Here is an 18,710-nt window from a genome sequence, read left to right as displayed (position 1 = left end):
ATACCGATGTAACCATCGGCATTTTTTATTTACTATTGAAAGTATAAAGTTTTATCAAAAATCAAAATTCCTTCTCTAAATATAAATATTTATACGATTTCCTTTACCATTAATTTCTGCTATTTTAGGCGATAAATTTACTGGATTAGGTTGGATAAAGCTTTTAAACAGTGGTAGGGTCGATGGGTTTTCATCGTCTAATTGTTGCTTTTCTTCTTTCTCTTCAAGTTTCCGACCTTCCTCCTCAAGTCTCTCATCAAATATTGATTTCATTCGAATACCATGAATAGTACTTATAAAAGCAAAATTATAACGATCCATTAACAAACGATTCGCGTAAATTTGGGACTGTATTGGTTGAATTGGCAAATTGTATCCCATCTTCTCCACCCCCTATTACTATATACCCTATCCTTTATCTCATTAAACCTATGACTTTTCAAATATTCAAACTACAACATTTTTTCAATGTCAGATAGGCTTAACTTTCCACCACTTTGTAAAATGGACTTTGTAAGTTGATCTTCTAACTCTTGAGATACAGGTTTCTTTGCTAAATTGCCAACTTTGCGTACGACTTTACGAACTTGATCTTCATCTGTAAAATCAGCATATGAGATGGCATTGGCTAGCGTAAAAAGTTCTTCCATTGAAACACCTGTTTTATTTTCGATTGCTTTAAAAAATGAATTTTGCACATATTTTCCCCCTCACATTTTGATTATCTTTGTATTAAGGGAGAAAGCTTCTACCAACAATGATTAATAGAATGAACAGTACGACAATCAATACAAAGCTTCGATTTCCTCCGTAGCCGCAACTACAGCCTCCACCGTAACTTGGATATCCTCCACCACAGTAGCCATACATAATTCTTCCCTCCTCTCCTCTTCGACTTATAGTATGCAAAGTCGAGTTAGAAAAAAGGGCGTTTCAACTAATAAGTAGTATTCCGTTTCTGAAATATAAATGCTCCAATTACACCAAACAATATAGCTGAACTAATACCCGAGCTTGTGACTTCGAACATTCCCGTTAAAACTCCTATAAGACCATGTTTTTCAGCTTCCACTAATGCTCCTTGCGTTAATGCATTTCCAAATGATGTAATAGGGATCGTTGCACCTGCACCTGCAAAATCGATTAAACGCTCATATAATCCTACCCCAGCTAAAATGGAACCACTAACAACTAATATACATAATGTATGCGCTGGTGTGAGCTTGAATGCATCCATCAATATTTGCCCTACAACACAGATAAGACCACCAACAATAAATGAAGTAATTAATGAAGAAATCATATTATCCTCTCTTTTCCATACGGCATTCAATGGCATGAGCAATACAAGGAATTGTTTCTCCTTGTTGAAAAGTCAATGGTGATAATAGTGCGCCAGTTGCTACGAGTAATACGCGGTTATATACACCATTTTTTAATTGTTTATACATATGACTAAAAAAAACTGCAGCGGAACATCCTGCACCACTTGCTCCAGAATTAAAAAAAGTGTTTTCTCCATAAAATTGAGCTCCAGCATCTTGTAAAATTACTCCACTATTTTCATCTTGAAACATTTCTCTTAAAATTGACAACCCAATTTTTCCTAGATCACCTGTCATAATAACATCATAATCTGCCATCCTACTGTTAGTATTCATTAAATGTCTTTCGATCGTATCTCTTGCAGCTGGTGCCATGGCAGCACCCATATGTAATGGATTTGTTTGGCCTCCATCCACTACTCTTCCAATTGTTGCATGTGTAATAATAGGTGCGTTTTTTGCTTGTTTTTGCAATAAAGCAAAACCTGCAGCAGTTACGGTCCATTGCGCAGTTCCTGGTTTTTGAGAGCCATATTCAAGTGGATATCTAAACTGTCTTTCTACTGCTGGATGATGACTAGAAGCTCCGGCTAAAATAGATGACGCATTGCCTGATTCTATTAAAAGGCTTCCGATAATAACCGATTCCATAGAACTTGCACAAGCAGAAAATACTCCTAAAAAAGGAATAGCCAATTGTCTTGCTGCAAAATTAGTAGGAGAAAGTTGATTTATCAAATCTCCTCCGATAAATACATCAATGTTTTCCATTTGCTCATTACCTTTGCGAACTGCTAAAGCACAAGCTTTTTCAATAAACCTACTATTTCCTTGTTCAAATGTCTCATCTTTTTCATTCTCTAATGGTAAAACTTCATCAAACGATTCGGCAAATGGGCTATCTTTTTCCATTGGACCAACAATAACAGCTGTGCTAGCAATACTTGGATTCCCCTTAAATTGTATAGTTCCAGCAGTATTTACCATGAGATCACTCCCATTTTCACTAAAATTGTTTTAATTAATGCAACAAAAAAAGCAGAAAGTACACCAAAAACAATGACAGAACCCGCTAGCTTGAACATATTTCCTCCAATTCCTAATACGTATCCTTCCGACTTATGTTCAATGGAAGCAGAGATGACCGCATTGCCGAATCCAGTTACAGGTACAGCCGACCCTGCACCACCAAATTGAGAAATTTTCTTATATAATCCAGTACCAGTTAATATCATCGCAATGAATACCATTGTCGCAACAGTAGGATTTGCAGCTGTACGTTCGGTAAATGGAAAAAAACGTATATAAAATAAAGTAATTAGTTGTCCAATTGTACAAATTATTCCTCCCACAAGAAAAGCTTTCAATATGTTTACAAACAGTGGAGCTTTGGGTGTTTGGTTATCGACAATTTTCTCGAATTGTTTTTGATCCATTAAGTCGCTTCCTTTGATAATGATTTTATTTGATCGATTGATTTTTTTAGTTTATCTGTTTGCATACGCTCTTTTATGATTTTTTCAATTTCCCATTTAATTTTTAAATCACCTGTAACAAGAACATCTTTATCTGGAAATTTTTCTTCTAGTTGCTTCTTTATTTTTTTTTCAATTTTTTCTGTCTTAAATCTACTCATTCTTCGTATATCGATTGCCACTATGATGTCATTTTCACCCGCAACACTTTTGTACCCAATGATAGACTTGTTCCCATCTAAAACATGTTCAATTTCGGGTACATCGTTACTGGGATATATTTCTTGTTTAACATTATTTGAACAGGCAGTTAACAGAAGAACTGAAATGAAGAACAAAACAACTTTTCTCATGGGATAATTGCTCCTTTTCGAGTTAGTATGAGCAACGGAAATTGAAATATACGAGAACAATTGAGATATTTGCCCTTACCTTATTGAAGAAGCTACATAAAGTAGAAAGAGAGAAAGAGGAGGTGAAAATTAATGGGATGTGGAAGAATTGAAGACGTGACAGAAGTAAAAGGAAATCGTCGCTGTGTTTGCGATGTAGTCCGTGCAATTAAAGATATTCAAGACCAAGCAGTTTCAAATGATTGTGATTTTTGTCCAACAAATTGTTTTTTAGAGCCTCTTGGAGGTCTTGTTAGCCCTGCTCGTCGTCACCAAGCAGACACCCGTGTTTTTATGCTTTTAACTGAAGATGGTACTCCTTTTAAAGCGTTTTTCCGCGACAGAGATATTTGTGATCACGATTGTATTTCAGTCTTTTTCCGAGTAGAGGATATTTTTGATAGTTGCTGTGCAACTCTACGTGTTCTTGAACCACTGAATAGTGAAAGACGTGAAGTCGATTTATTGAATGTCGATGGAACTAAATTAAATTTAAGAAAACTTTGCGAAGTACGAAATTTTGAATTAACAGGTAGCTGTATCACTGTCGACCTTAACTGTTTCTGTGCAATTGAATGTGTAGCAGACGTATTTTTAGATGTATGTGACTAATCGTTTCCCCTGCAGTGTCTACTCCGTTCGGGAATGTCCCGGACGGTTTTACTTTGCATTCATTTAAAAGATAGTGCTCCAAATATGCTTACATAGGAAATATGTGTTAAAAGGTAATTATAATTAGGATGGTTACTGAGTAAAAGTGCCGTACTTATGTGAAAAATAAAAAAACTATCCTCAGGATAGTTTTTTAGATTCACTTCATTTCGGTTCCACGCCAAACTATTTTTTCCACTTGATCTACCGGGTACGTAATGGTTTCATCAGATCCCACCAAAAAAGTGACAAACTCATCATCCACTTTCTCTACTTCTCCTTGAAGATATACGCCACCTGCCACATGAAAAACAAGTGGACGATATGCTCTTCGCTGAAAAGGTTTTGCTAGAAACGTCAATTTTTCTAAAATTGCAAGAGTTTTCTTGGACATACTCGTACGTATTTCATATATCGATGTACTTTCGTCTTGCACTTCCTTTGGTACATCCATCGTTACTTCCATTTCTGTTTCCATCTGTATGATAGATCGTATTGGATATAGATGAAAAACAGGTGGGCCTTTTATATAAAGTAAAGGGTCATTGAAAGAATTCACAGACACATCCTTTTTCCTTTACTTTATGCACTTTCAGTTAAAAGTGTGAAAAAAGCCTATTCATGATATAGAAGAGATAAATAATGTCGCAAGTCCAAGATAGATTAAAATACTAATAACATCATTAATAGTTGTAATAAAAGGACCTGATGCGACAGCTGGATCTATTTTCATACGGTGAATTAATAATGGAATAAATGAACCTCCAATTGTTGCAACAAAAATAGAACCTAGAAGTGCTGCTCCAACTAACAAACCAATTACCAAGTTATGTTGCCAAAAGAAAACAATTCCTACTACTAATATTGCACATAGTAGGCCAGTTATTAGGCCTGTTCCTGCTTCTCGTAATAATAATTTCAACTTACTTTCCTCTTCAATATCACCAGTTGCAATTCCTCTAATAGCTACTGCTAATGACTGCGTTCCACTATTACCCGCTGTCCCTGATATTAGAGGAATAAAAACAGCAAGCAATGCTACTTTCGATAATGTTTCTGTAAAAATACTCATTAGATTTGCAGTCATCATTCCTAAAAATAATAGAATTACAAGCCAAGGTAGTCTCTTCTTAGCTGCTTGAAAAGGACTTTTATCAAATGTATCCATGTCAGAAACCCCAGCAAGTTTAGAGTAATCATCGGATGCTTCTTCATCTAAAACGTCGATAATATCATCTACCGTTACAATGCCGAGAAGATGCTGTTCAAAATCAACAACTGGTACTGCAAGGAAATTGTAATCTTTAATCGTACGAGCTACTTCTTCTTGGTCTTCACTAACTAAAATACTTACTACACGTTCATTCATAATCTCTTTAATAAGCGTATCTTCATCTGCAATGATTAAATCACGTAATGAAATGACACCTGTTAGCTGATGGGATTCATTTACAACAAATAAATAATAAATTGTCTCTGCATTCGGCGCTTCATTTCGCAAAATAGTCATTGCAGAACGACAAGTAGACGTTTCGGGAATTGCTACATATTCTGTCGTCATGATAGAACCAGCAGTGTATTCTTCATAATGGAGCAGGTCTTTTATTTCTTGAGCAGACTCCTCGTCCATTATACTTAAATAACTAGCTACTTGGTCTTTTCCTAATTCGTTTAATACGTCCACTGCATTATCCGCATACATATAGGAAAGCATATCCGCCGCGTATGTTGTATCCATCTCTTTTAAATAATACTCATAATGTTCTTCATCAAACTTTGTCGCTTCAAAAATTTCCGCCATTTCCTTAGGAGAGAGGTAGTGAAAGATTTTCTTTCGTATATCTGGCTCCACCTTTTCAAAAAATAACGATTGGTCATACGGGTGAAGCTGCATAAATTCAGCTCTAAATTCTTCCATTAAATCATGGGTTAAAAGCTCAATTAAATGTGACTCTTCTAATTGCAGCTGATTCATCTCTTCTTTCACAATTCTCACTCCTTTCCGCGGTTATCCTTATATATTGTATGGGGTTTAAAGCGATTAAGCAACCTAATATAAGCTTAAGCACCATTTAAGTGAATTGGTACAAAGTTCTCCAATAATTATTCCACACGAAATTCAAATAAAGAACCCCACTAAGATTCCCTGAATTTCAGGTTCTACTAGTGGGTATTATCAAGTATGTTTATCATCAATCTTCTTCTATTTAATGAAGCAAGACGTTGCCTAACAGTTTTATGTTTTAGTTCGCTTTTTAGATATACTGCGAAGTAAGAAAGTTACCGCTAGGATTTTCGCTGCAGGGCGGACGCTTTCCGCGGGGTGAGCGATGAGCCACCGCCGACGCTACGCGTTCGCCTGCGATGGTTCATCTGTCTCACTTATCCGGCAGGAGTCACCGCCCTTTCGCTGCAATCCACTAGAGTTTGCTAGTTATTCAGCATCACTACTATATTTTGTTCCATATTACGAAGAGTTTTCAAGAATAAAATCCAATAAATGGCTGAACGAGACCAATCAAGTGATATTCGCAACCAATCTCCCTTAGAACGAGACAAAAACTATTGGAAAAGAGACCAATTCGATACTAAACGCAACCATTTCTCATAATAAAGACTTAACTTAGAGAGAGATGCCACTTATAAAGTGTACCTATCATTATATTGCGCAAAACCTGTCCAAATGTTGCTCGTATTTTTCTCTATATTGAGCATATGCCTTGTAAGAATGAGCAAAATGTATTCTATGTTGTGGATAACGGGTAATATATTGCACATGCTGGATTGAAGCGGCAGGCGGCGACTCCGAAGGGATCAGGGAGACAGATGAGACAGCACAAGCGGCGCGCAGGCGACGGTGCTGGCTCATCGCTCCCCCCTCGGAAAGCGTCCGCCTAGAGCGGAAATCCTTGTGGTCACTATGACATACTATAACTACAATAAGACGGAAAACTAATCGTACATCAACCTAAATGTATTTGTTGAAAAAAATATGATAAAACCATTCAGGGTATTATACTAGTATAGCAACCATATCTTGTGGAAAAGCTGCTTGAATCTGAACAATTTCATTTGTAAATGGATGAATAAAGCGTAATTCCTTCGCATGAAGAGCTTGTCGATTAATCAACAAACGAGATCCTCCGTACAAATCGTCTCCTATTAATGGGTGTCCAATTGACATCATATGCACACGTATTTGATGTGTCCGTCCTGTATGTAGCTTTAATCTTACATGTGATATGTTCTCTCCTTGAATAGAAAACCGTTTAATAACTTCGACAGTTGTTTTTGCATTTTTTCCATCAGGTGAAACCACTCGTTCAATAATACTGCCGTCTTTACGACCAATAGGTGCATCTATTGTCTGCTGATCTTCTTTCACATGACCATGAACAATTGCTTCATATGTTCGAAAAATAGCACGTGTTTTTTGCATCTCACTTAGTAAATGATGTGCATGACGATGTTTAGCAATGCAAATAATACCAGAAGTATCTTTATCTAATCTCGTAACTATATGAACGGTAGAAGTTAATCCACTTTCCTCCAAATAACCAGCTACATAATTTGCAATGGTACCTTGTGGATGCTCCCTGGAAGGAATTGTACTTATCCCAGCTTTTTTCGCAAGTATTAGTAAATGGTCATCTTCAAATAGAATGGGGAATTCTCCTTGCTCTGCAATCAATCCTTCACTTTTCTTCTCATTTGGAAAAACAATTGTTACGACGTCCCCTATTTCTAACATATGTCGAACTGTTTTTTCTTCACCGTTAACTAGAATTTTGCCGCCTTCAAATTTAATACTCGTCAATGCTTTTTTGGATATACCATATTCTTTGATAGCATCTCTTAATACAAGTCTTTTTTCTTTCACTTCAAAAGCTAAACTTATTGGATTGTTTTTCATTTTTCAAGATCACTATCGATAAATGAATCATGTACTCTTGTCCAAAATGGAAATGCTCTAAAACGAGCGAAACGTATTTTTTCATTTGAAACTCTGTACATAATGGACTGAACATCTTTATGCAGTAATTGCAAATGGTCCACCGTTACCATGAAATCGGGACCTTTTACTGGTTTCAATAAACAAGAATGATGCTTAGGTAAAACGAGAGGAGACCCAACTGTACGGAACACCCGATTATTTATGGAAGCTATTTCGGCTAGTTGCATTGCTTCTAGTGATGGATGCACAATAGCCCCGCCCAATGCTTTATTATACGCAGTACTTCCAGATGGTGTGGACATGCATAGTCCATCTCCTCTAAAACGTTCGAAATGACTACCGTTCAATTCTACATCCATCACTAAAGTGACATCCGGAGACTTAACTGTAGACTCATTTACTGCAAGATAAACGGAACTGTCTTCCCCATGACGGTAGTTAATAGTCACCTCAAGTAGTGGATATTCAATCACTTCAAATTCTTTTTTTGCAAGACTAATGACTAGTTTCTCTATCTCCGCTGGTTTCCAGTCCGCATAAAAACCTAAATGACCAGTATGAATACCAACAAATGCAACAGATGCTGTTAAATGCTTATACTTATGAAAAGCATGTAACAACGTTCCGTCTCCACCAATGGATAAAACGATATCCGGATTTTCTTCATCTAAAACGAGACCAAAATCCACTAAATATGCTTTGGCATTTTGCATTAACTTATTCGATAGATCATCATTTCGAGACTGTATGAAAAATTTCAACGTTCGCGCCTCTCTTCCGTTTTACTTTCATGTATCCTTGGAGTGGATAATTCTTTGTTTGCACTAAAGTATTTTTGGGCTTCTTGTATTTCTCCTCGTATTAACGACATTTCTTCGTCTAAACGAAATGCTGCTTCTGCCGCAAATTGCAATCTTTTTTTAATTTCTTCTGGGAAAAGACCTTTATATTTATAGTTCAATGAATGCTCGATTGAGGCCCAAAAATTCATAGCAAGCGTCCGAATTTGTATTTCAGCTAATATATTTATCTCACCATGTATTGTTTGAACCGGATATTCAATAATCATGTGATAAGATCTATATCCACTTTGCTTTTTATGAGAAATATAATCGCGCTCTTCAACGACTGTTAAATCTTTTCTCGCACGTAGCATTTCCACGACTGTTTCGATATCATCGACGAATTGACACATCATTCGTAGGCCCGCAATATCTGGAATTTCTTTCGCCAATGTATCAGAAGGTTCGAATACAATTCCTTTTCCAAGTGATTTGTCATAAATACTCGCTAATGGTTTTACTCTCCCTGTAACAAATTCAATTGGTGAATTGGTATTTTCAATTTCGAATTGTGTGCGCATTCCTTTAAGCTTTATTTTCAACTCAGAAACTGCTTGCTTGTACGGCTCTAAAAAACGTTCCCATTGCCCCATAAGCGACACCTCCCTTTCACACGACTTTTCTATGCTTTTAGAATCTCTTCAAATGCATTTTCTACTGCTTGTGAAAATTCAGCACCGTAGTTATCATTTCCTTCAATATTGAAAATAAGCATTTCAAGCTCTTCTCTAAACTTATGCAAAGTCAACACTGCCTCTCCAAATTGAAGCGTTGGATCATCGGTTGCTTTTAGTGTACTTACTAGCATCGGCCACACATCTTGTCCGAACTTCAAATAATGATAACCTGTTTCATCTTCTAATAGGTAGATAAAAGATAAAGCATCAGAATCTGTAATCATTTGTCCGCCTGCTAGTATATTTTCTATCATTGGGTTTTCATCAAGTGTAAATCGAATATCATTCTCTAACTGCACGCCACTGTGCACATTATATGTAATAGGCAAATATATCTTTCCTTTCTGTACATTCTCCCACTATTTTAACATATTGAATCCCATTGCAAACCGTCTATAATAGAAATAAAATGAAAGGTCGTGAATTAATGCATACCGAAAAAGAGATTGAATTTAAGAATTTGCTGACAAAGGACGAATTTCAACAGCTCGTAACCTATTTTGAAATAAAACCTTCCGATTTTCAAATACAAACAAACTATTATTTTGATACACCCGGTCACTACTTTAAAGAAAAGAAAATGGGCTTTCGATTACGTGTATTGCCATCAAGAAACGAATTGACGCTGAAAGTTCCAGAAAAAGAGCATATTATGATTGAAACAACACAATTATTATCCAATGTAGAAAAGGATGCCATACTAAATAACTTACAATTTCCAACCGTACCGTTTCTCGAGCAAATAAAAAAGGAAGAACCACTGGAATGTTTTGGGAACATTCAAACACATCGCGCACAAATAAATTATGAAAATGGCATCTTATTCTTTGACCATTCCATTTATAGCCAAACGGAGGATTTTGAAGTAGAATATGAGAGTAAAGATGTAGAGAATGGGCAAAAAGTGTTTATTCATTTATTAACAACGCTTCATATTCCTATTCGACATGCCGATAAAAAGATTGCACGACTCGTAAACTATAAAAATTCGTTGAAAGGTTGATACCTTGTGGATATTCAATCATTAAAAACATTAATGGAGATAAATGCAATGCAATCTTTAGGAGCAGTTCAAAGTTCCCAAAGTTCAAACGGTTCTTCCTTGTTTTCAGAGTTACTTGGAGAGGTTCTTCAAAGTAGCAAAAGTGAGACCTCTGTTAATGAGGAATCCTCTCTCTATTACAACGGAAACGCTTCCGTATTTATTCCACCTAATAGTTCATTTCAAAACGAAAGCTTAATAAGTGCTCTATCATCTTATACATCAACTAGTTCTTCATCTTCAAATTATGATGATATTATTCAGCGAGCAGCTGCAAAATTTAATATCCCTGAAAAACTAATATCATCGGTTATTAAGCAAGAATCTGACTTTGATGCTTCTGCTGTTAGTACATCTGGAGCCTCCGGATTGATGCAATTAATGCCTGGAACAGCAAAATATTTAGGGGTTAATAATCTGTTTGATCCGGAAGAAAATATTATGGGCGGCGCAAAATATTTAAGCCAAATGCTCAACCAATTCAATGGAAATGTCGAAACAGCACTTGCTGCTTACAACGCTGGACCTGGAGCTGTAAAAAAGCATGACGGCATTCCGCCTTATAAAGAAACCCAAAACTATGTGCATAAAGTCATGAACTATTTTAACGCATAGGGAGAAAACGACCATTACCATTGGTCGTTTTTTTTGACTCTAAAATTGAATACAGTCGTATGTGTAAAATATTTCTCGAGGGTTTCCACTAGAAAAAATAAAGAAGGCGCTCTATCATAAATGTATGCTTCGTAGGGCAAATACATCTAGAAAGAGGCCTTCTTATGGAATCCATTATATCAAAAGTCTACCAAATAATAAAGGATACTGATAATCTAATCGAGATGGAAGAAAGTATCCAACTATATATGTACCAAGTGTTTGCTTCTCTTTTGGGGGACGTTTTCACCAAGATAAATCAGGTTATAAAAGAACAAAAACAAGAACTAGGTTGGACGGTGAAGAGAGATGACTGGAAAACAGTTCAATTCACCTTTGGATCTGTTCGTTTCCGTCATACACTTATGGCGGATAAAAAAGGGGATAATCATTACCCTTTGGATGAGTGGTTGGGCTTAAGAAGACACCAACGGCAGAGTTCTTTGGTAGAAGTGAAAGTGGCAGAATTGGCAAGTGAAAATACGTATCGTGAGGCTGCACGTGTGCTGAAAGAGTGGACCGCTGTAGAGGTTAGCCATACGACTGTAGGAAGTATCGTGAAGCGGGTAGGGATGGCACAAGCACAGGCAGATGAAGAAATGGTAGCGGAATTAGAAGAGGCAGCTTCCCTTCCAGAGGGAAAAAAAGTGGACTTCTTCTATGCGGAAGCAGATGGTGTATTTGTTCGAGGAACCGAGAAGAAAAAAAGTTTGGAAGTGCGTCATGCGATTGTACATGAGGGCTGGGATAAAAACGGAAAAAGAGTATCCTTACGTGAACCAAAAGTCATTATGACAACACAGCCCACTACTAAGTTTTGGGGGGAAGTCCAAGCGTTCAGTGCCCATCATTATTCGTTGGAAAATGCCTGCGTTATTACAAACAGTGATGGAGGATTGGGATATACATCCGAGAAGTTTCAAGAAGCCTTTTCCCAATCACGGTTTCCCGTGTTAAATCAATTAGACAAGTATCATATTGCGCAAGCATTGAATCGTGCATTAAGTGGAGGAAAAAGTGACTATAAGAATGGCATTCGGAAGGCTATGAAGGCTCATGAGTTGAAGGACTTTACGTTATGGTTAGATACGTATGAAAGCACGCTAGAAGACCCGAAAAAAATAGAAAAAGTAAACGTGTTTCGCTCTTACATTCAGAATAACTGGGATCGTATTTTTGACTGGCGTGAGAAAGTGGAGAACTCACCAAAGGATGCGAGAAGCCTTGGTGCAATGGAATCGAATCAACGGCATATTTCCTTTCGTATGAAAAAAAGAGGAATGCATTGGAGTCAAGAAGGTGGAGAAGCCATGGTAAAAGTGAAACAAGGCATGTTAAATGGGACATTACGTGATGTGTATCTGCACCATCAGCGTAGAAGTGAAAGACAGCAACGAGAAGTGAAAAAGGTAGTTCGTATGTCCGAGATACTCCGTAATCCCACTAGACCATCCATCGGCGCCAAACAGGGTTCTATTAGCTTGTATATTGCGCATTCAACAGCAATTGGACAACTAGTAAAAAGCTTTAGATAGTACCCTAGATGTATTTGTCAGGTTCTTGGTTTTTAGAACGTGACAAATATATCTAGGCCAGCAAGCGTTAGCGCGGTAGCTTAATAAGTGTACAGATAGAGAGTGCTTAAAATACTGGTGTTAATACTATGTCGAGAAAAACTTGACACATACAATACAGTCTAATTGTTTGAGATATTTGTAGCTGATTGATAGAATGTAAATAGAGCAAAGCAAAGGAGTATCGAAAATGACAGAAAACCCAAAACTTCCTTACGATGAAATCGGTGCAGATAAATTATCACAGTTAGTCGATACATTTTATGGAAATGTAGCAAACCACCCTAAGCTTAAGCCAATCTTTCCAGATGATTTAACGGAAACAGCACGAAAGCAAAAACAATTTTTAACTCAATATTTAGGGGGACCTAATTTATATACAGAAGAACACGGACATCCAATGATGAAGATGCGCCATAATCCATTTCCGATCACTCCACAACGCGCCGAAGCATGGCTTGCTTGCATGAGTGATGCGATGGATAAAGTAGGTCTTGAAGGCAAATTCCGTCGTGATTTTTATAGAAGACTTGAACTTACTGCCAACCACATGGTCAATGAAATGAATCATGAGGAGGAAAAAATGTGACAAGAATTCAAATTCCGTCTGAAACGATTGCTCCTTCCTTCTTGAACAAGCCAATTGAAATGTATATTTTTCTTGATCCACTTTGTTCAGCCTGCTGGGATTTGCAACCAATCATTCGGAAATTGCAAGTGGAGTATGGACAGTATTTTACCATTCGCACCGTACTTAGTACGCAACTAAATAAGTTGAATTCCGTTTGCAATAAGCAAAATGAACAGATTTTAAAAAGTAAGTGTGACTTTTCCGATTTAGAACACCCAGTACTGCCTTCTATTGCAGTAAAAGCTGCAGAGTTTCAGGGAAAAAGAGCTGCTCTTCGTTTTTTCAATAAAATACAAGAACATCTTTTTTTGAAAACAAAAAATGTAACCTCTTTTTCTGTACTACAAGATCTTGCGAAAGAAGTCAATATTGATGTTGGTGAATTCACGATTGACTTCCAATCGAAGGAATGTGCGCGTTCTTTCCAAAATGATTTATCCATAACTAGCGAAATGCAAGTAACCTCTTTTCCAAGTATCGTTTTCTTTAACGAAAATATTGAAGACGAAGGTATTAAAGTATCCGGCATTTATCCATATGAAATATATGTTCAAATTTTACAAGAAATGCTTTATGAAGAACCACAAAAACAACAACCTCCAACTCTAGAAAAATTATTTTACCGTTTTCATTCATTAACTACTAGTGAAATAGCTTGCTATTATAATATTTCTGAACAACAGGCAGAACGTGAATTGAAAAAACGTCTTTTACTTCAAGAAGTAGAAAAAATCGTTTTACAAGACACCATTTTATGGCGATTAAAATAAATAAAAGCAGCCTAATTCTCGTAAATTAGGCTGCTTTTCTATTACTAGATTAATAAACAATTATCTATTTACATTAAATGTCTGTTCTAGACCAATTAGTCCATAACCGAGACCAATTGCTTATAACCAGACCCGATGCATTATTACCAGGAGAATTTTTGTGTAGTGCTCTCGCATAAGCAGTGAACGCTCTCGTATCGGCGGAAACCGCTCTAATAAACAAGCGTTGTAGCTGTATAATTATTAGATAAGCAAAAGAATCTCTACTTCAACAACGATTACGGGATGGCATGATCACTTCGTTTACTTAAACTAATTCTATCCTCTTATTGATAGCTGGGCTAAATCTTCTTGTTAGGTGCTACTCACTTAATGGATTGTAGTGAAAGGTGGCCGGGATGAGTGAGACAGATGAGCCATCACAAGGATGAACTGCGTGAGCAGCGGTGATGGCTCATCGCTCACCCCGTGGAAGGCGTACACCTGAAACGGAAATCTGCGGTATTATTTAATTCTTTACAATCCTATGAACACTAGTTTCGCAGGACGATAATCCAGATACTTTCTAATCTTTTAATAAAAAAAATACCCCTTCCTCCGATTGAGGAAAGGGGCATTTTCTTTTTACAAAGGGGATGGGAGAAATGTTCACGTTCAAACAAAGGGGTGTATGTTATCTTGTGATTTATTTCACACTCTTACTTTAACATGACTGTTTAATAAATACAATATATTAGATACTCATTTCACAATATCGTCATACATAAGACTTCTAACTTCTACTAATTACATTCGTTCCAACAATAGAAAAAGTCTGGCAAATGCCAGACCTTCGCCATTATTCACCTAAAAGTAATTGTTCTAGTTCATTTAGTTTTTCTTCAAAGACACGACATGCTTCTTCTATTGGAGCAGCAGTATTCATATCAACTCCTGCTTTTTTCAGTACTTCAATTGGATAATCTGAGCAGCCAGCTTTTAGGAATTCATTAATATAACGATCTACTGCTGGTTTACCCTCAGTTAGGATTTGATTGCTAAGTGCAGTTGCAGCACTTAGGCCAGTTGCATATTGATAAACATAGTAATTGTAATAGAAATGTGGGATTCTTGCCCATTCTAATCCAATTTGCTCGTCAATGACGACTTCATCACCGAAGTATTTTTTACATAACTTATAATACTCCTCTGTTAATTTATCTGAAGTCAAGGCTTCCCCATCTTGATCAAGTTGATGAATGATATGCTCGAACTCTGCAAACATAGTTTGGCGGAAAATAGTACCTTTGAAACCTTCCAACCAATGATTTAATAAGTAAATGCGTTTTTTCGGATCTTCAATCGTTTTTAATAAATAATCATTTAGTAATGCTTCGTTACAAGTTGAAGCTACTTCTGCTACGAAAATGGAATAATTCCCATAAACATATGGTTGATTTGCACAGGTGTAATAACTATGAAGACTATGGCCAAATTCATGTGCAAGTGTGAAAAGATTATCCATATTATTTTGCCAGTTCATTAAAATATATGGGTTTGTTCCATAGGATCCAGATGAATATGCTCCTGAACGCTTCCCTTTTGTTTCCACAACATCTACCCAGCGATCTTCCAAACCTTTTTTCACAATTGCTACATACTCTTCACCAAGTGGTTCAAAGCTGTTAAGCATTATTTCACAAGCTTGTTCATAAGTAAATTCCATATCTACTTCTTTAACAAGTGGTGTCAATAAATCCCACATATGAAGCTCCTCAAGACCTAACACTTTTTTACGTAAGCCTACGTATCTATGAAGTAAATGAATGTTTTTATTGATAGTTTCTACTAAATTATCATAGACACTTTCTGGAATATGATTATTGGACATCGCAGCTTCGCGAGCAGATGCATAGTTACGAATTTTAGCAATTAAATTGTCACCTTTTACGTTTCCTGCTAAAGTGGATGCAAATGTATTACGGAACTTTCCATAGGTATCATACACCGCTTTAAATGCATCTTCGCGTACTCGACGATCTTCACTTTCTAAAAATCGAGAATATCTTCCGTGCGTCATTTGTACTTCATTTCCTTCTTCGTCTTTAATAAATGGAAATTCTAAGTCTGCGTTGTTTAGCTTACCGAACGTATCCGAAGATGCCCCTGCAATTTCCGAAAACTGTGCAAGCAATGCTTCCTTTTCTTGTGAAAGAACATGGGGACGTTCTTTATTGATCTCTTCAAGTAGTTGACTGTATACTTTTAAGTCTTCATTCTTCGTTAAATACCCAGTAATGATAGCCTCATCAACGGAAAGTATTTCAGGTACAAGAAAAGATAATTCCGTTGAAACCTTCACATAAAGCGATTTAATACGACTCTCCATTGCCTGATACACGCTGTTAGCAGTATCTTGGTCATGGCGCATATGTGCATATGAATACAACTTACGTAAACGTCCAGTTAGTTCATCTCGATATGTTAAAACAGCTAATAAAGCATCCGCACCATTATCGACTGTTCCTTTAAAAGAAGCAGCTTCTTGAGATAATGCTGATAATTCCTTAAATTCTTTCTCCCATACATCATTAGAAGCGAAAATATCTTCTAATTTCCATGTTAAATGTTGCTCTACTTCTTCTCTAGTTAATATTTTGTTCTTTGTGTCTGTTGTCAAAATAAACTCCCCTTCCATTTGCTTCGAAATTCGAATCACTTTCTATTTTCTCAATTTTCTAATCAATTTGCAAGAAAATCCCGATATAATAACTCATTCATTTTAGAAAAGTTCATTTTGGACAAATATACCACTGAATCAGACTTAATAACACATGATTGTAAAAGATGAATATACACTTGTACCGCTTTTAACTTTTTACCTTTAGCAGCTGGTCCAATTGAACGAGCATAAAGAAATGACTCACAATGTGCGTCTGTAACTTGATGGATAGGAACATTAATGGAATTCAAATAATCAATCAACTGGATTTGCCATTCTACTGCATGAACATGAAATGCCTCTGCATGTGAAGTTGGAATCCCAATAAACGATGGTAGCTTTTTAGGATATACTTGCCATCTATAACATACTCGTAAAAAAGCTGATTGTATCCCTTTTTTATTATGGAAATACATATTTTCTAAATGCCTAAAACGCTGAAAACGATAGATTTTTAAGTATGTTTCATATTCTATTTTTGAAATACGTTTAACTAGGGCAAATGGCCATGTTTGATTGTCTACTGATAGTTTTTTCCTCTTTATAATGAAGGTGTTTGCACGAATATGCAGGGTATTAGAAATATAGTGAAAATACTTTGTTTGTGGACAATAAGTGATAATTGTTTTACCAAATGTGGGATTTGAGGTGAAAAATTGTTGCCTAAATGCAGATAATTTCATAATTCCTATCTCATGAGCGGGAAACTCATGACTAAGTGGTGTTCTTAATATCCATATTGGGAGTATGGTTTGACCTTGATATCCTTTTGAGCGCTCATTTATGACAAAAGATGAAATTTGGCTACATTGAAATTCAATAGCAAACATGGTTTCTTTCCAACTTATTAATATGTCTGGTCGCTGTTTAATGGATGGTAGGAACGGCTCTAATTGAGCTTGTACGTAAAGACGCTTAAAAAGATCGTACAGCTGAAGTTTTCCAATAAGATGATCTTCCGTTTCGCCTTCTGAAAATGAATAGGAACATTCAGATTTTCTTTTATGAGCAAAATGTGGAATATTAATCATCCCATTTTTTAAAATGACCTCTTCCTGGCACTGTATACATAGAAAAGTCGTACTATTTTTTATTTCCGTAAGTCGTTCTGTGGAATACCTCGCAGGGATAAAAAGATGACCACGCTTCGTAACCGCCGTTAAGATTGTTAACACCTCCTCTCTTTAAATGTACGAACTTTCTGACTAAAAAGCAAGTGAATTTAGTTGAAAACACAAAAAGAAAATATGTTTTTTTCGAAAATAAAAAAACCTTCTTTTTAAGGAAGGTTTAAAAATGTTTGTTGAGTTCGTTAAATACATCGTTTGCTATTATTTCTTTCCCGTATTCTTGAATAACATGAATCGTCTTGTTAGTACGGTTAGCAAATTCTGATATTATGCTTAAAGTATCTAAGATAGTAACAATTTCATTCATATCAAAGTTGAAATAAATATTTAAATAATATTTATTCTCATAATGATAGAGCGATGACTGTATACTCTTTTTAGCTAATTTTTTTGCCAATGGAAGGATATCATCAAAATTGTCAAAAACAAATGTATAATCCGATGGCAACTCGTCTAAATCATCCATATAGCTAGGGAAATCCTCAAACTCATGAGGATCTATAGAATTTGAAACGCCATTTTTGAAAATTTTACCTGTAATGTCTTCCACTTCAAAACTTGATTCTGATCGATCGTTCCCTTTGGACATTTCCGTTCGGGTGACAATCACTTCCAAACCTTTTTCCATCGCATGAACTTGTATCCATAATGGACCATCTAACTCTTCAAAATGATCATCATCATGAACCTCATCCATCATCTCCCAAAAAAGCTGCTCGCTCTTATCTTTGTTAAACCAAATTTCATCTCGGCTGAAGCCTCTTTCTTCAATGTCGATGTATGAAATGTATACTTTGAAAGTGTTATCATTGATACGCTCGATATCCATTTAACACATCTCCTTTCGCTTCTTACCGTTTCACCTTTTGCAATGTCTACTACTATTGTATG

At 36.3% G+C, this 18,710-nt stretch carries 22 protein-coding genes; 6 read left to right on the top strand and 16 right to left on the bottom strand.

From position 1 onward, the window contains the following. Positions 1-75: 75 nt before the first annotated feature. The 7 genes from ACEPXG_RS05240 to ACEPXG_RS05210 all read right to left on the bottom strand — a co-directional run bounded on the left by ACEPXG_RS05240 (position 76) and on the right by ACEPXG_RS05210 (position 3,153). Positions 76-381 (bottom strand): hypothetical protein, encoded by a 306-nt coding sequence (locus ACEPXG_RS05240; protein ID WP_391208184.1) that lies wholly within the window; start codon positions 379-381, stop codon positions 76-78. 71 nt (positions 382-452) lie between these two features. Further along, the gene (locus tag ACEPXG_RS05235) at positions 453-698 is read right to left on the bottom strand and encodes a stage VI sporulation protein F (protein ID WP_391120534.1); all 246 of its coding nucleotides are present in this window, start codon (positions 696-698) and stop codon (positions 453-455) included. A gap of 34 nt (positions 699-732) precedes the next feature. Next, entirely contained in the window at positions 733-789 is a 57-nt protein-coding gene (locus ACEPXG_RS05230) for a YjcZ family sporulation protein (protein WP_391209781.1), read from the bottom strand. A 148-nt stretch (positions 790-937) separates the two neighbouring features. Continuing rightward, positions 938-1,303 carry a stage V sporulation protein AE gene (spoVAE, locus tag ACEPXG_RS05225; RefSeq protein ID WP_391208183.1) on the bottom strand — a complete coding sequence of 122 codons (366 nt, stop codon included), beginning with the start codon at positions 1,301-1,303 and terminating at the stop codon, positions 938-940. Position 1,304: 1 nt separating this feature from the next. Then, positions 1,305-2,312: a stage V sporulation protein AD gene (locus ACEPXG_RS05220; RefSeq protein ID WP_391208181.1), complete on the bottom strand. Its 1,008-nt coding sequence runs from the start codon at positions 2,310-2,312 to the stop codon at positions 1,305-1,307. Further along, on the bottom strand, positions 2,306-2,761 hold the full coding sequence (spoVAC, locus tag ACEPXG_RS05215) for a stage V sporulation protein AC (RefSeq protein WP_391208179.1): 456 nt from the start codon (positions 2,759-2,761) through the stop codon (positions 2,306-2,308). Before spoVAC ends, ACEPXG_RS05220 begins: the two co-directional genes overlap by 7 nt. Then, entirely contained in the window at positions 2,761-3,153 is a 393-nt protein-coding gene (locus ACEPXG_RS05210) for a hypothetical protein (RefSeq protein ID WP_391208177.1), read from the bottom strand. The genes spoVAC and ACEPXG_RS05210 overlap by 1 nt, the downstream gene beginning before the upstream one ends. 132 nt (positions 3,154-3,285) lie before the next feature. Between ACEPXG_RS05210 and ACEPXG_RS05205 the strand changes: the two genes are divergently transcribed. After that, a complete protein-coding gene (locus ACEPXG_RS05205; protein ID WP_391208175.1) occupies positions 3,286-3,804 on the top strand; it encodes a CotY/CotZ family spore coat protein in 519 nt (172 codons plus the stop codon). A 199-nt stretch (positions 3,805-4,003) separates the two neighbouring features. On the opposite strand, the gene ACEPXG_RS05200 is transcribed toward ACEPXG_RS05205, so the two are convergent. From ACEPXG_RS05200 to ACEPXG_RS05175, 6 genes are all read right to left on the bottom strand, one after another. Further along, positions 4,004-4,402, bottom strand: coding sequence for a hypothetical protein (locus tag ACEPXG_RS05200; protein ID WP_391208173.1), 399 nt, complete (start codon positions 4,400-4,402; stop codon positions 4,004-4,006). Between the two features lie 60 nt (positions 4,403-4,462). Further along, positions 4,463-5,818 (bottom strand): magnesium transporter, encoded by a 1,356-nt coding sequence (gene mgtE, locus ACEPXG_RS05195; protein ID WP_391209779.1) that lies wholly within the window; start codon positions 5,816-5,818, stop codon positions 4,463-4,465. A gap of 1,038 nt (positions 5,819-6,856) precedes the next feature. Next, complete coding sequence (locus tag ACEPXG_RS05190; RefSeq protein WP_391208172.1) at positions 6,857-7,756, bottom strand: RluA family pseudouridine synthase; 900 nt, start codon at positions 7,754-7,756, stop codon at positions 6,857-6,859. Beyond that, positions 7,753-8,559 carry an NAD kinase gene (locus tag ACEPXG_RS05185; RefSeq protein WP_391208170.1) on the bottom strand — a complete coding sequence of 269 codons (807 nt, stop codon included), beginning with the start codon at positions 8,557-8,559 and terminating at the stop codon, positions 7,753-7,755. Before ACEPXG_RS05185 ends, ACEPXG_RS05190 begins: the two co-directional genes overlap by 4 nt. Then, positions 8,556-9,233 carry a GTP pyrophosphokinase family protein gene (locus tag ACEPXG_RS05180; protein ID WP_391208168.1) on the bottom strand — a complete coding sequence of 226 codons (678 nt, stop codon included), beginning with the start codon at positions 9,231-9,233 and terminating at the stop codon, positions 8,556-8,558. The genes ACEPXG_RS05185 and ACEPXG_RS05180 overlap by 4 nt, the downstream gene beginning before the upstream one ends. A 29-nt stretch (positions 9,234-9,262) precedes the next feature. Further along, positions 9,263-9,646, bottom strand: a complete 384-nt coding sequence (locus tag ACEPXG_RS05175; RefSeq protein WP_391208166.1) for a hypothetical protein — start codon at positions 9,644-9,646, stop codon at positions 9,263-9,265. An 80-nt stretch (positions 9,647-9,726) separates the two neighbouring features. Between ACEPXG_RS05175 and ACEPXG_RS05170 the strand changes: the two genes are divergently transcribed. From ACEPXG_RS05170 to ACEPXG_RS05150, 5 genes are all read left to right on the top strand, one after another. After that, the gene (locus ACEPXG_RS05170; RefSeq protein WP_391208164.1) at positions 9,727-10,320 is read left to right on the top strand and encodes a CYTH domain-containing protein; all 594 of its coding nucleotides are present in this window, start codon (positions 9,727-9,729) and stop codon (positions 10,318-10,320) included. A 6-nt stretch (positions 10,321-10,326) separates the two neighbouring features. Beyond that, on the top strand, positions 10,327-10,974 hold the full coding sequence (locus ACEPXG_RS05165; protein WP_391208161.1) for a lytic transglycosylase domain-containing protein: 648 nt from the start codon (positions 10,327-10,329) through the stop codon (positions 10,972-10,974). A gap of 164 nt (positions 10,975-11,138) precedes the next feature. Beyond that, complete coding sequence (locus ACEPXG_RS05160; protein ID WP_391203448.1) at positions 11,139-12,548, top strand: ISLre2 family transposase; 1,410 nt, start codon at positions 11,139-11,141, stop codon at positions 12,546-12,548. Between the two features lie 229 nt (positions 12,549-12,777). Continuing rightward, positions 12,778-13,176, top strand: coding sequence for a globin (locus tag ACEPXG_RS05155; RefSeq protein ID WP_151699196.1), 399 nt, complete (start codon positions 12,778-12,780; stop codon positions 13,174-13,176). Further along, positions 13,173-13,988 (top strand): DsbA family protein, encoded by an 816-nt coding sequence (locus tag ACEPXG_RS05150; RefSeq protein WP_391208159.1) that lies wholly within the window; start codon positions 13,173-13,175, stop codon positions 13,986-13,988. Before ACEPXG_RS05155 ends, ACEPXG_RS05150 begins: the two co-directional genes overlap by 4 nt. Before the next feature lie 838 nt (positions 13,989-14,826). Here ACEPXG_RS05150 and pepF read toward each other — a convergent pair. The 3 genes from pepF to mecA all read right to left on the bottom strand — a co-directional run bounded on the left by pepF (position 14,827) and on the right by mecA (position 18,648). After that, positions 14,827-16,647, bottom strand: a complete 1,821-nt coding sequence (gene pepF, locus ACEPXG_RS05145) for an oligoendopeptidase F (protein WP_391208157.1) — start codon at positions 16,645-16,647, stop codon at positions 14,827-14,829. A 62-nt stretch (positions 16,648-16,709) separates the two neighbouring features. Beyond that, positions 16,710-17,864, bottom strand: a complete 1,155-nt coding sequence (locus ACEPXG_RS05140) for a competence protein CoiA (protein WP_391208155.1) — start codon at positions 17,862-17,864, stop codon at positions 16,710-16,712. A gap of 115 nt (positions 17,865-17,979) precedes the next feature. Next, the gene (gene mecA / locus ACEPXG_RS05135) at positions 17,980-18,648 is read right to left on the bottom strand and encodes an adaptor protein MecA (protein ID WP_391208153.1); all 669 of its coding nucleotides are present in this window, start codon (positions 18,646-18,648) and stop codon (positions 17,980-17,982) included. Positions 18,649-18,710 lie beyond the last annotated feature (62 nt).

Source organism: Psychrobacillus sp. L4 (assembly GCF_042944905.1).
GTDB lineage: Bacteria > Bacillota > Bacilli > Bacillales_A > Planococcaceae > Psychrobacillus.
Note: the sequence above shows the minus strand (reverse complement) of the source record. Positions and strands in the feature narration are given on the sequence as shown.